This window comes from Corallococcus sp. 4LFB, assembly GCF_046520365.1.
In the GTDB taxonomy this organism is placed as follows: domain Bacteria; phylum Myxococcota; class Myxococcia; order Myxococcales; family Myxococcaceae; genus Corallococcus; species Corallococcus caeni.
Genome location: NZ_JBKGHJ010000217.1, coordinates 1 through 13,475, shown reverse-complemented (window position 1 = coordinate 13,475; position 13,475 = coordinate 1). Strand labels below are relative to the sequence as shown.

The following is a 13,475-nucleotide window of genomic DNA, read 5'->3' as shown; positions in this document are numbered from 1 at the left end:
CGCACGCTGTTCGAAGCCCCCACGGTGGAGGCGCTCGCCCGGCGCATCGCTCCGCCCGGGTCCGGGTCCGTGGCCTCCGCTCCGGCCTGGCCCGAGCCGGCCGAGCCCACCGCATCGACCGGCCTCACGCCGCTGACGCGTGGGGTACGGCCCGCCGTGCTGCCGCTGTCGTTCGCGCAGCAGCGGCTGTGGTTCATCCATCAACTGGGCGCCGCGGACACGGCCTACAGCATGCCGTTCTCGCTGCGGCTGGAGGGAACGCTCGACGTCGGTGCGCTCCAGCGGAGCTTCGACCGGCTGCTGCGCCGTCATGAAGCGCTGCGCACCACGTTCCGCGAGTACGAAGGCGCGCCGGAGCAGGTCATCCACGCACCGGGTCCGCTGCCCCTGCGCCAGGTGGACCTCACCGGCATCCCGGACCTGGAGCAGCGCCGCGCCGAGGCCTCACGGCTGGCCACGGAAGAAGCCCGCACGCCGTTCGACCTGGAGCAGGGGCCCCTCCTGCGGGCCCTGCTGCTGAAGCTGTCGTCCACGGAGCACGTGCTGGTGCTGAACCTGCACCACATCATCTCCGACGGCTGGTCCACCGGCGTCCTGGTGCGCGAGATGGGCACGCTCTACGCGGCCCTCTCCCGCAACCTCCCGTCCCCGCTGCCCGAGCTGCCGGTGCAGTACGCCGACCACGCGCTGTGGCAGCGCGGCTGGCTGCAGGGCGCGGTGCTGGAGGCGCAGCTCGGCTACTGGCGGCGGCAACTGGAAGGCGCGCCGGCGCACCTGGAGCTGCCCACGGATCATCCGCGTCCGGCCCGGCAGACCTTCCGGGGCGCCCTGATGCCGTTCACCCTCCCGTCCGCGTTGAGCGAAGCCCTGGAGTCCCTGGCGAAGCGCGAGGGCGCCACGCCGTACATGGTGCTGCTGGCCGCGTTCCAGGTGCTGCTGGGCCGCTACACCGGCCAGGACGACGTGCTGGTGGGCTCCCCCATCGCGGGCCGCCGCCACGCCGAGTCCGAGGCCCTCATCGGCTACTTCGCGAACACCGTGGTCCTGCGCACCCGGCTGCGCGAGGACGACACCTTCCGCTCGCTGCTGGAGCGCGTGCGGGACACCACGCTGGGCGCCTACGAGCACCAGGACCTCCCGTTCGAGAAGCTCGTCGAGGAGCTGCACCCCGCGCGCGACGCCTCCCGCACGCCGTTCTTCCAGGTCGTCTTTACATTGCAGAACGCGCCGCTGCCGGTGCTCGCCCTGCCCGGCCTGACGCTCGAGCCGATGAACGCCGACCCGGGCGCCATCCGCTTCGACCTGGAGCTGCTGCTGCACCGTGCGCCGGAGGGCTTCACGGGAGGCCTCAACTTCAACACCGCCCTGTTCACGTCCGGCACGGTGGCCGGGATGGCTCGGCACCTGAAGGTGCTGCTCGACGCCGCGGTGGATGCGCCAGCGACCCCGCTGACGCGCCTGCCGCTGCTCACCCCGGAGGAGCGGCGGCAGGTGTTGGCCACCTGGAATGACACCGCGACGGAGTACCCGCGTGCCGCCTCCGTGCCCGCGCTGTTCGCGGAGCAGGCCGCGCGCACGCCGGACGCCGTCGCCGTGCGAATGCCCGCGAGTGCCGGGGCCGTCCTGCCGGAGGACGCGGCGCGCGAGCTCACGTACGCCGAACTGGATCGGCGGTCGAACCAGCTCGCGCACCACCTGCGGCGGCTGGGCGTGCGGCCCGGAGACCGCGTGGGGCTGTGCGTGGAGCGTTCGCCGGAGCTCGTCACCGGCATGCTCGGAATCCTCAAGGCGGGCGCGGCCTACGTGCCCGTGGAGGCGAAGGCCCCCGCGGATCGCACGACCTGGGTGCTCCAGGAGGCGGGCGTCAGCGTGCTCGTCACGCAGGAGGCGCTGGCGGATGAGCTGCCCGCGGTGGCCGGGCTCCTGGTCCTCCTGGACGCGGAGGCGGAGCGGATCGCGAAGCAGCCGGACACGGCGCTGGACGTGCGGGTACCCGCCGACGCGCTGGCCTACGTGATGTTCACGTCGGCAGCACGGGCCGGCCCAAGGGCGTCAGCGTGCCCCACCGGGGCATCGTGCGCCTGGTGCGGGGCAACGGCTTCATCGCCTTCGGCCCGGAGCAGGTGTTCCTCCATGCGGCACCGGTCGCGTTCGACGCGTCCACGCTGGAGCTCTGGGGCGCATTGCTGCACGGCGCGAAGCTGGTGCTGGCGCCACCGCGTGCACTCTCGTTGTCGGAGCTGGGCACGCTGCTGGCCGTGGAGGGCGTCACCACGCTGTGGCTCACCGCCGCCCTCTTCGAGCAGATGGTCTTGCACGAAGGCACCTCGCTCGCGGGCGTGCGGCAGGTGCTCGCGGGCGGCGACGTGCTGCCCGTGCCTCGCGTGCGGGAACACCTGGCGCGGATGGCGCCGGACGCCGTGCTCGTCAACGGGTATGGCCCCACGGAGAACACCACCTTCTCCACCACGCACACGCTGCACGCGGGAGACACGGTGGAGCGCTCGGTGCCCATTGGCAGGCCGCTGGCGAACTCCACCGCGTGGGTGCTGGACGCGCACCTCCAGCCCCTGCCGCCGGGACTCCCTGGCGAGCTGTTCGTGGGTGGCGACGGCCTGGCCTGGGGCTACCTCCAGCGGCCGGACCTCACCGCCGAGCGGTTCATCCCCCATCCCCACTCCGCCACGCCGGGTGCCCGGCTGTACCGCACGGGCGACCGGGCCCGCTGGTGCGAGGACGGCACGTTGGAGTTCCTGGGCCGCACCGACTTCCAGCTCAAGCTGCGAGGCTTCCGCATCGAGCCCGGCGAGGTGGAGGCCGTGCTGCGCCAGGCCCCGGACGTGCGCGAGGCCGTCGTGCTCGCGCGCGAGGACGTGCCCGGTGAGAAGCGGCTCGTGGCCTACGTCGTCCTCGACGAGGACGGCGCCAGCACCGACCGCGTGAAGGCGCACGCGCGGCGGCAGCTCCCCGACTACATGGTGCCGTCCGCCTGGGTGGCGCTGCCGTCCCTGCCGCTGTCGCCGAACGGCAAGGTCGACCGCAAGGCCCTGCCCGCGCCCGAAGCGCCCCGGTCCTCGGAGTCGACGCGCGAGCGCCCCGGAACGCGCTGGAGGCCGGGCTCGCGGCCATCTGGGCGGAGGTGCTGCACCTGGACGCCGTGGGCATCCACGATGACTTCTTCGACCTGGGCGGCCACTCGCTGCTGGCCACGCAGGTGGTGTCGCGCATCCGCGCGGTGCTGGGCGTGGAGCTGCCCCTGGGTGAGCTGTTCAACGCGCCCACCGTGGCCGCGCTCGCGCGTCACCTGGGCACCGCCACGAACCGCCATGGCCACGTGCCGCCGCTCAACCGGGCGCCCAGGCCTCCGCTGCTGCCGCTGTCTTTCGCGCAGCAGCGGCTGTGGTTCATCGATCAGCTCGAACCGGGCAGCGCCCTCTACAACATGCCCGTCGCCCTGCGGCTCCTCGGCGCGCTGGACGAGTCCGCGCTCAAGGGAAGCCTGGACGCGCTGATGGCGCGGCACGAAGCCCTGCGCACCACCTTCCGCACGGAGGCGGGCCAGCCCGTGCAGCACCTCCACGCCCAGGCACCGTGCCGCTGGAGCGCGTGGACCTGACGGTGCTGGAGGACGCCGGAGCCCGGCTGCGCGAAGCGGAGCGCCGGGCCACGGAGGAGTCACAGCGCCCGTTCGACCTGGAGCGGGGGCCGGTGATCCGCGCCCTGCTGCTGACGCTCTCGGCGGAGGAGCACGTGCTGGTGCTCCACCTGCACCACATCGTCTCCGACGGCTGGTCGCTGGGCGTGATGGTGCGCGAGCTCACCGCCCTCTACGCGGCCCTGCGCGAGGGCCGGCCGCCCGCGCTCCCGGAGCTGCCCGTGCAGTACGCGGACTTCGCGCTCTGGCAGCGCGGCTGGCTCCAGGGCGAGGCGCTGGAGGCGCAGCTCGCGTGGTGGGCCCAGCAGCTCGCCGGAGCCCCCCGGGCCCTGGAGCTGCCCACCGACAAGCCCCGCCCCGCCGTCTCCACCCAGCGCGGCGACACCGTGCCGGTGCACCTGCCCCTGGCCCTGTCAGAGCGCGTGGAGGCCCTGGCGCGGCAGGAGGGCGCCACGCCCTTCATGGTGCTGCTCGCGGCCTTCCAGACGGTGCTGCACCGCTACTCCGGCCAGGACGACGTGCTCGTGGGCACGCCCATCGCGAACCGCCGCCACGCGGAGACCGAGGGGCTCATCGGCTTCTTCGTCAACACGCTGGTGCTGCGCGGAAGCTTCGGCGCCCGGACGACGTTCCGGAAGCTGCTGGCCCAGGTGCGCACCACCACGCTGGGCGCGTACGAGCATCAGGACCTCCCCTTCGAGCGGCTGGTGGAGTCCCTGCAATCGACGCGCGACCTGGGGCGCACGCCGCTGTTCCAGGTGATGTTCGCGCTCCAGAACGCGCCCGTGCCGGAGCTGTCGCTGCCCGGGCTCACCGTGCGGCCCGCGGCCCTCGCGGAGCGCACCACGTCCCAGTTCGACCTGAGCCTGGACCTGGACCGCCGCGAGGACGGCTTCCGAGGCAAGCTCGAATACGCCACGGACCTCTTCGAGCGTCCCACGATGGCCCGACTCCTCACGCACCTGCGCGTGCTGCTGGAGGCGGTGCTCACGCAACCGGATGCACCGCTGTCCAGCGTGTCCCTCGTCTCGGCGGAGGAACGCCAGCGGCTCCTGGGCGAGCTGGCCGGAGGCGCGTCGCCCTTCGACGGCGACGGCACGCTGCACGGCCGCTTCGAGGAGCAGGTGGCGCGCACCCCGGACGCCGACGCCGTGGTGTTCGGGGAGACGACGCTGTCCTTCCAGCAGCTCAACGGCCGGGCCAATCAGCTCGCCTGGCACCTGCGCTCATTGGGCGTGGGGCCGGAGGTCCCGGTGGGCCTGTGCCTGGAGCGCTCGGCGCAGGGCGTCATCGCGCTGCTCGCGGTGAACAAGGCCGGAGGCGCCTTCGTGCCCCTGGACCCGTCCGCGCCCGCCGCGCGCAAGTCATTCGTCCTCAAGGATTCTGGCGCGACCGTGCTGGTGACGACGCGGGCACTGCAAGAAGCGTGGCAACCAGAGGTGGCCCACCTGGTACGGCTGGACGCAGAACCTGTCCGACTGTCGGACAGGTCTGGGGAGGCCGTGCCTGCGGAGGAGGGAGACATCGAACGGGTCCGACTGTCGGACAGGTTCGGGGAGACCGTGCCGGCGGAGGCGGGAGACTTTGAACTGGTCCGACTGTCGGACCAGTCCACGGACAACCCGCCGCCGGCGGCGGGCGCGGACAACCTCGCCTACGTCATCTACACGTCGGGCTCCACGGGCACGCCCAAGGGCGTGATGGTGCGCCACCGCTCGCTGCTCCACCTGCGCCACGCGCTCCTGCGGACCGCCTATTCGGGACAGCCCCCGGGGCTCCGCATCAGCATCAACGCGCCGCTGTTCTTCGACGCCTCCATCGAGCAGGTGCTCCAGCTGCTGGGCGGCCACTGCGTGTGCCCCGTCCCGGACGACCTCCGGTTGGAGCCGGAGCGGATGCTCGAGTGGCTGGAGCGGACGCGGGTGGACGCGCTGGACTGCACGCCCGCGCAACTGAAGCTGCTCCTGGACGCGGGGATGCTGGAGCGCCCCCGCCTGCCATCGCTGATGCTGGTGGGCGGCGAGGCGCTGGACGAGGTGATGTGGCGGCGGCTCGCCGCGACCTCACGCACGCGGGCCTTCAACGCCTACGGCCCCACCGAGTGCACCGTGGACGCCACCGTGTGGGACGTACAGGGGACCTCCCACGCGCTGCCCGTCATCGGCCGGCCGCTGGACAACCTGCGCGCGTACATCCTCGACGCGCGTCTGGAGCTGGTGCCCTTCGGTCTGCCCGGAGAGCTGTGCTTCGCCGGTGAAGGCGTCGCGCGCGGCTACCTGGGCCGTCCGCACCTGACGGCCGAGCGCTTCCTGCCGGATCCCTTCGGCACGGAGCCGGGTGCACGGCTGTACCGCACGGGCGACAAGGCCCGCTGGCGGGAGGACGGCACGCTCGACTTCATGGGCCGCCTGGACTTCCAGGTGAAGCTGCGCGGCCACCGCATCGAGCTGGGTGAAATCGAAACCACGCTGCGCGCGCATCCAGAGGTCCGGGACGCGGTGGCGCTGATCCGCGAGGACGTTCCGGGCGACGCGCGCCTCGTGGCCTATGTCACGCCGGAGGTGGACACCGCTCCGCTGCGCGAGCACCTGCACCGGCACCTGCCCGAGTACATGGTGCCTGCCGCCCTCCTCGCCCTGCCCGTCCTGCCGCTGACGCCCAACGGCAAGGTGGACCGCAAGGCGCTGCCCGTGCCGGACGCCTCACGGCTCCCCGCACGGGTCTCCGAGCCTCCGGCCACGCCCACCGAGGAGCGCCTCGCCGCCCTCTGGGAGGAGCTGCTGCGCGTGCCCGGCGTGGGCCGCCACGACAACTTCTTCGAGCTGGGTGGACACTCGCTCCTGGCCACGCAGGTGGTGGCCCGCGTGCGCGCCCGCTTCGGCGTGGAGCTGGCCGTCCGTGCCCTCTTCGAAACCCCCACGGTCGCGGGCCTCGCGCGGAGGCTGCCGGACGCGGCGCCCACTCCCACGCTGCCGCCGTTGACGCGGGCGCAGGGGGAAGGACTCGCGCCCCTGTCCTTCGCGCAGCAGCGGCTGTGGTTCATCGACCAGCTGGAGCCAGGCAGCCCGCTCTACAACATGCCCTTCGCGCTGCGGCTGTCCGGAGCGCTGGACGTGTCCGCCCTCCAGCGGGCCTTCGACGCGCTGGTGCAGCGGCATGAGACCCTGCGCACGACGTTCGAGTCCCACGACGGAGCGCCACGCCAGCGCATCCACGCGGCCCCCATGGGGACGCTGCGCACGGAGGACCTGGAAGCCCTGCCCGAGCAGGAGCGCGAGGCCGAGGCCTGGCGCCGGGCGGACGCGGAGGCGCTGCGTCCCTTCGACCTGGGCACCGGCCCCCTGGCGCGCTTCACGCTGCTGCGCCTGGACGCGACGGAGCACGTGCTCCTCCTGTGCACGCACCACACCGTCTCCGACGGCTGGTCCTTCGGGGTGCTCGTGCGCGAGCTGGTGGCGCTCTACGAAGCGTTCCGGCAGGGCCAGCCGTCGCCGCTGCCGGAGCTGCCCGTGCAGTACGGGGACTTCTCCCGGTGGCAGGCCGCGTGGATGGAGGGCCGGGTGCTGGAGGGACAGCTCGACTGGTGGAAGCGGCAGCTCGAAGGGGCACCGCACGCACTGGCGCTGCCCACCGACCGGCCCCGTCCGCCTCGACGCTCCGCACTGGGCGCGCGGCTGCCCGTCCAGCTGTCATCGGCCCTGAGTGACGCGGTGGAGGCGCTGGCGAAGCGCGAGGGCGCCACGCCCTTCATGGTGCTCCTGGCCGCGTTCCAGCTGCTGCTGTCGCGGTACGCCGGACAGGACGACGTGCTCGTGGGCACGCCCATCGCGAACCGCCGCCACGCGGAGACCGAAGGCCTCATCGGCTTCTTCGTCAACACGCTGGTCCTCCGGGCCCGCTTCGCCGCGGACGCGTCGTTCCGGGAGGTCCTCGCGCAGGTGCGCGCCACCACGCTGGGCGCGTACGAACACCAGGACCTGCCCTTCGAGCGGCTGGTGGAAGCACTCCAGCCCGAGCGCGACCTGGGCCGCACCCCGCTCTTCCAGGCCCTCTTCGCGCTGCACAACACGCCGGAGCCGGAGGCCGTGCTCCCCGGCCTGACGCTCAAGGCGGTGGAGGTCGCCTCGACGACGGCGAAGTTCGACCTGGACCTGGCGCTGACGCGGCTGCCCGGCGGATTCCAGGGCGCGCTCACGTACAGCACCGACCTCTTCGAAGCCGCCACGGTCCAGCGGCTGCTGGAGCGCTGGAGCACGCTGCTGGAGACAGTCCTCACGGCGCCCGACGCGCTCCTGGACCGGACGTCCCTGCTGACACAAGAGGAGCTGCGCCGGATGCACGTCCCGGAGGCACCGGCCCCCCGTCCCTCCGAGGCCCCCGACGTCGCGCCGCGAGACGACCTGGAGCGGGAGCTGGTGACGCTCTGGGAGGAGCTGCTGGACGTCCGGCCCATCGGCGTGACGCGGCCGTTCTTCGAGCTGGGGGGCCACTCCCTGCTCGCCGTGAAGCTGATGGCGCGCATCCGGGAGCGGTTCCACCGCGAGCTGCCCCTGGCCGCCCTCTTCCAGGCGCCCACGGTGGAGACGCTGGCCCGGCTGATCCAGCAGGCGCCCACGGTCTTCTCCCCGCTCGTGCCCATCCAGCGCGAGGGCACGCAGCGGCCCTTCTTCTGCGTCCACCCGGTGGGCGGCAACGTGCTCGCGTACGCGGCGCTGGCGAAGCAGCTGGGCCCGGAGCAGCCCTTCTACGGACTCCAATCGCAGGGGGTGGATGGAAGCCGTCCGCCGCTCGACACGGTGGAGGTGATGGCGGCGATCTACGTGGCCGCCGTGCGCACCGTGCAGCCTCACGGTCCGTATCGCCTGGGAGGCTGGTCCATGGGAGGCGTGGTCGCCTTCGAGATGGCCCGCCAGCTCCAGTCCCGCGGAGAGCCCGTGGAGTTCGTGGCGCTCATCGACCCGAGCCCGGCGGCGGATGACCGGGTGCCGCTCGACGTGGATGACGCGCGTCAGGTGGCCGCGCTGTTCGAGCTCGACCAGGGACAGCTCGCGTCGCCCGAGGCATCGACAGCCTCGGGACGCACGCTCTTGGACGTCTTCACCCACAACCTGCGGGCGCTGAAGCACCACCGCCCCGGGACGTTCACCGGGCGCGTCCTCCTGCTCCAGGCGGGCGACACTCCGGCGCCTCGGGACGACGGCTGGAGCGCGCACGTTGACGGTGAGCTGACGCGAGAAGTCCTCCCCGGCACCCACTACACGCTGCTGCGCGCGCCCCACGTCCAGCGGCTCGCGGAGCGGTTGGCGGAGGCGCTCCAGCGCGCGGCACGGGACACCTCGCGGTAGGCCGGAGTCCACCGTGACCGCCGTGGAAGCCCGGGGGGCATGACAGCGCCGTCCCCTGGGCAGCACCCACGCGCGTGCCAGGACTGGCACGTTCGCGGCGTCGTCCCCGCACCAGGAGGCCCTGGTGCGCCTGCAACGTCCTGGAATCCCAGCGGTGGGGCCCGGACGGCCCGCATGGCCCCGACCTTGCGATGGGAAGGCTCCGCAACCCCAAGGAGCCTCATCCCCATGAATCACCCGAAGCCTTCCTCCGTCTCCCACTTCCCCCGCCGCGTTCGGACCCTGACCTGGGGCCTCCTGGCCCTCGCTGCCGCTGGCTGCGGTGCCAGCGACAGCGACACCTCCGGCACGCCCGCGACGAACACCCAGGCGCTCAGCACGCTGCCCGCCAGTTGCCTGGACATCCGGACCGCGCAGCCCGGCGCGCCGGACGGCTACTACGTGCTGTACGTGGCCGGTGACGTCACCGCGTCCTGGACCGCGTACTGCCACGACATGGCCGGCACGCCCGCCGAGTACCTCGCCCTGCCGCACAAGGAGCCCGGCGCCAACTTCTCGCAGTACACCGCGGGCGGCGCCTCGCCCGGCACCGACGTCCGCACGGTCTACTACCAGCTGCGCATCGACCCCACGACCCTGAGCGTGGACACCGGGGACCAGACCTTCGCCATCTCCACGGGCGAGCTGACGCACTCGCCGGACACCGTCACCTCCGTGCCCTACGGCGTGGCCATGGCGTGCGGTGGCGGGCAGGGCGTGGGCCGCATCGACCTCCGGGGCACCCCGTTCACGGTGGACGCGGAGTCGTTCGGCGTGGGCGGCGCGAGCGCGTCCGGGGCGGCCGTCTCCAGCGAGGACAGCCAGGTCGTCGACCTGACCGGTGACGGCTTCTGCGGCTGGGTGGGCCCGCAGGGCAGCTACAACCCCTACAACCAGCAGGGTGGCACGCTCCAGCTCCACTACCGCGGCGGGGACCGTCCCTCCACGTGCCAGGAGATCCGGGCCGCCCGCCCCGGCGCGCCGGATGGCGAGTACGCGCTGTTCGTGAACAAGGACCCGCTGAAGCGCTGGACGGCGTGGTGCAAGGACATGATCACCACGCCCAAGGAGTACCTGCCCCTCGTGCACACGGAGGACGGCGCCAACTACTCGCAGTACACGTCGGGAGGGAACTCGCCGGGCACGGACGTGCGGACCCGGTACACGCGCGTCCGGATGAACCCCGTCACCCTCGCCGTGGACACCGGGGACCAGACCTTCGCGACGTCCACCGGCCTCCTCATGCACGTCGGCAAGGAGCGCGTGACGGCCATGACCTACGCGGCGGCCATGGGGTGCAGCCGCACGGGCCTGGCCAACGTGGACCTGCGGGGCACGCCGTTCTCCGTGCCCGCGGGCGCCATTGGCAAGTTCGGCCCCTCCAGTGAGTCCTCGTGGTGGGCGTTCCACGACAACAACCAGGTGGTGGAGATGCACGGCTACGGCGGCTGCGGCTGGGTGGGCCCGCAGGGCAGCTACAACCCGTTCAACCAGAACGGCGCGCTGCTGCCCCTGGCGTACACCGCGCCGCAGCCGTAGCCCTCAGGGCGACGGCTCCAGCCCCGCGCCGGGCTTCACCAGCACGGCGCGGGAGTAGGCCATCTGGAAGCCCAGGCGCATGGCGTTGCGCTCCGTGGGGATGCCGGGCGAGGACATGATCGCGGCCAGGTCGCTGCCCTTCTCCTGCCCCCGCGCCAGCCGCGCGGCGATGAGCGCCTGCTGCACGCCGCGCCGTCGGTACGCCGGCAGCACCGACGTGCCGAACAGGGACGTGAGCCCGTCGCTCACCTCGCAGCCCCCCGCCCCCACCGCCACGCCGTCGAGCCACGCCATGTACGAGTCCGAGGAGGGGTTGCGCGCCGCCTTCAATCCCATCTCCCAGAAGATCTCCGGCATCGGCTCGCCTTCCGGGACGAAGCCGCTGCCGGCGACCTCCACGAACCTGCGCACCGCCGCGTCGTCGGACGGATCCACCCGCTCGATGCGCAGGCCCGGAGCCGCGCTCCGCGCCAGCAGCGACAGGTCCTCTCCCGCGGGGAGCGGCCGGTACAGCACCGTCTCGAACTCGCGCAGCACGAAGCCCCGGTCCGCCAGCCCCTTCAGCAGGGCCTGCGGCGTGAAGGGGCTCAGCTCCGCCTTGGGCTCCACCCCGCGCGAGGCGAAGAAGTCCACCAGCGCGTCCAGCTCCGCGTCCGTGACGGCGCGCTCGAAGCCGTAGCCGGACGACTTGTTGATGTACGAGCCGACGCCGCCGAACGCCATCCAGCCGTCGGCGAGCGGCGCGGAGTCCGTCGCCAGCGCCACCGCGGAGGTGGCCTGCTTGCGTTCGAACCGCCGCGCGATCTCCACCAGGTTCACGTCGTTCATCCGCTCCCTTTACACCGGGGCGGGCCGCCGCGTCAGGGCTCGGGGACGCGGCCCGGAGACGGGGTGAGCGGCTCGGGTGGGGACAGGAGCCCGTCCAGCACCCCGTAGGCGTAGAGCGCCGCGAAGGCGTAGGCCCCCACGAGATAGGAGACGTTGAAGGCCCGGGCCGTGGGCGCGTCCTGCGCGGAGTAGCGGCCGTCGGAGCCGCGCATCGACAGGGCCACGCCCAGGGAGACGGCGGACACGGCGAACGTCGCGCCCTGCCCCACCGCCAGCGCCGTGCCCTTGGAGCGCTGGCCGTGCACCAGGTGGCCCACGCCGAACGGCACCAGGTACCAGCCCTGCGACGCCGGGCGGGATTCGACGAGGACGGGGGCGGAGGTGGAGAGCTGGGGCAGGAGCACGGGAGGCCGGCGCTCGGCGGCGCGCCGGGTGATGCGCTCGCGCCGCTGGACGTTGACCCGTTCGACGAAGGCGATGAAGTCCGGCGGATACACCAGCGGGTCCAGCTTCGTGTCGGGGTCGAGCGCGAGTCCCTCCACGGCTTCCTGCTCGGCGCGCGGCAGGTCCTCCTGCGCGTGGAGCGTCGCGGCGAGCAGCAGGTGGGCTTCGGCCTCTTCCTGGAGGTTGGTGAGCCGCAAGGGCTGGAGCAGGCCCTCCAGTGAGGCCCGGGCTCGGGGCAGGTCGCCGGACTGGTAGGCCTCGCGGGCGGGGCCCAGCGAGGAGGACGCCGCGAGCACGAGGGACACGATGGCGGTCTTCATGGCGACGGCTCCAGCACGACCGTGGTGCGGGTGCCCGCCACCGCGTTGAGCGACTGCCTCAGCACGTTGCCTCGGGCGTCGCGGGCCGACACGAGGTGTCCCCCGTGCGTGAGCTTCAGGGGAGCCGGCAGCGGGGCCACGCCCACCTCCACGCCGTCGACGAAGACGCGGGACGCCGCGGGCGCGACGATGGTGACCTCCGCGTCGCGCACCCGGAGGGAGACTTCACGGGAGACCGCTTCACCGGCAACCACTTCGAGCACCTCCTCGACGGGTTCGCACAGGGGGTTGTCGAAGCGGAGCCGGTGCGTTCCGGGGGACAGCCGCAGCTCGCGCAGCCGTGGGGTGTAGCCCCGGCTCTGGCCATCGACGAACACCTCGGCCCAGGGGCGCGTGGCCACCGTGAGGGTCGCGAAGTCCTGGGCGTCCGGTACGCGCACGGGCAGGTCCTCGCCAGGGACGGGCTCCGTCGTCTCGGGACGCGAGCTCCGAGGCCGCGAAGTATCAGCCGCCCCGCGCGCTGGCGGCGCCGAGGCGCGTGAAGGAACCCTGGAGGCACCCGCTGCGTTCATGCTCGCAACGGACGCGGAGTCCACGGAGTTGCCCCGCGTTGCATTGGAGGCCACGACAGGCGGAGGAGCAGAAGCATCCACCGTGCCCGAGCTCGCGACAGACGCGGGAGGCACCGAGTTGCCCCTCGTTGCATTGGAACCCATGACAGGCGGAGGAGCGAAGGTCTCCACTGTCTTCGAGCTCGCGACAGACAGGGGAGCCACACCCACTGGAGCAGTGGGAGCCTCCACCGTGCCCGAACCCGCGACGGGAGCGGGAGGCACGGAGGAGCGCTTCGTTGCATTCGCAGCCACACCCGATGGCGCAGCAGGCGCCCCCACCGTGTCCGAACCCGCGACAGGCGCTGGAGACACGGGTGTGCTGGAGTCCTCCGCACGCTCACGCGAGCGCCATCCCCACGTCCCCACGCTCCCCAGCACTCCCGCGATCACCACGCCCGCCACGAGCCCCTTCGCTCGTTCCGGCCACGAATCCGGAAGCGCATCCCACGCACGCCGGGCCAACCCCTTCTTCACGGGACGCGAGCGCAGGAGCGCCAGCACCTCGGGGGCTCCGGGCTGGAGCGTCAGCGCGGCATTGAGACACCGGGCGGCCCGTGCCCCCTGCCCTGCCGCGAGCAGCGCGCGGCCCTCGCTCAACAGCCGCTGGAACCCGTCCTCGCGCCAGCGGGCGACGGTAGCCTCCGGGGCCAGGAAGAAGGCGCGTGACGCTTCGGCGGGCGCACCGACCCAC

Annotated in this window: 4 protein-coding genes and 1 pseudogene; 2 read left to right on the top strand and 3 right to left on the bottom strand. The window is 72.8% G+C overall.

Going from position 1 to position 13,475, the window contains the following annotated elements:
- Together ACLEQD_RS22520 and ACLEQD_RS22515 are read left to right on the top strand one after the other, a co-directional pair.
- Positions 1–9,000: pseudogene (locus ACLEQD_RS22520) on the top strand (amino acid adenylation domain-containing protein); the annotation flags it as partial.
- A gap of 228 nt (positions 9,001–9,228) precedes the next feature.
- A complete protein-coding gene (locus ACLEQD_RS22515; protein WP_410386613.1) occupies positions 9,229–10,578 on the top strand; it encodes a GON domain-containing protein in 1,350 nt (449 codons plus the stop codon).
- Between the two features lie 3 nt (positions 10,579–10,581).
- On the opposite strand, the gene ACLEQD_RS22510 is transcribed toward ACLEQD_RS22515, so the two are convergent.
- From ACLEQD_RS22510 to ACLEQD_RS22500, 3 genes are read right to left on the bottom strand one after another with little or no spacing between them, the layout of a single operon-like run.
- Positions 10,582–11,406 (bottom strand): GNAT family N-acetyltransferase, encoded by an 825-nt coding sequence (locus ACLEQD_RS22510; RefSeq protein WP_410386611.1) that lies wholly within the window; start codon positions 11,404–11,406, stop codon positions 10,582–10,584.
- Between the two features lie 32 nt (positions 11,407–11,438).
- A complete protein-coding gene (locus ACLEQD_RS22505) occupies positions 11,439–12,170 on the bottom strand; it encodes a hypothetical protein (protein ID WP_410386609.1) in 732 nt (243 codons plus the stop codon).
- Positions 12,167–12,610 (bottom strand): PEGA domain-containing protein, encoded by a 444-nt coding sequence (locus tag ACLEQD_RS22500; RefSeq protein ID WP_410386607.1) that lies wholly within the window; start codon positions 12,608–12,610, stop codon positions 12,167–12,169. Before ACLEQD_RS22500 ends, ACLEQD_RS22505 begins: the two co-directional genes overlap by 4 nt.
- Positions 12,611–13,475: the final 865 nt, after the last annotated feature.

Bases quoted from the DNA above. Each gene is read 5' to 3' on its own strand.
- ACLEQD_RS22515 (WP_410386613.1), top strand. From the start codon at position 9,229: ATGAATCACCCGAAGCCTTCCTCCGTCTCCCACTTCCCCCGCCGCGTT.
- ACLEQD_RS22510 (WP_410386611.1), bottom strand. From the start codon at position 11,406: ATGAACGACGTGAACCTGGTGGAGATCGCGCGGCGGTTCGAACGCAAG.
- ACLEQD_RS22505 (WP_410386609.1), bottom strand. From the start codon at position 12,170: ATGAAGACCGCCATCGTGTCCCTCGTGCTCGCGGCGTCCTCCTCGCTG.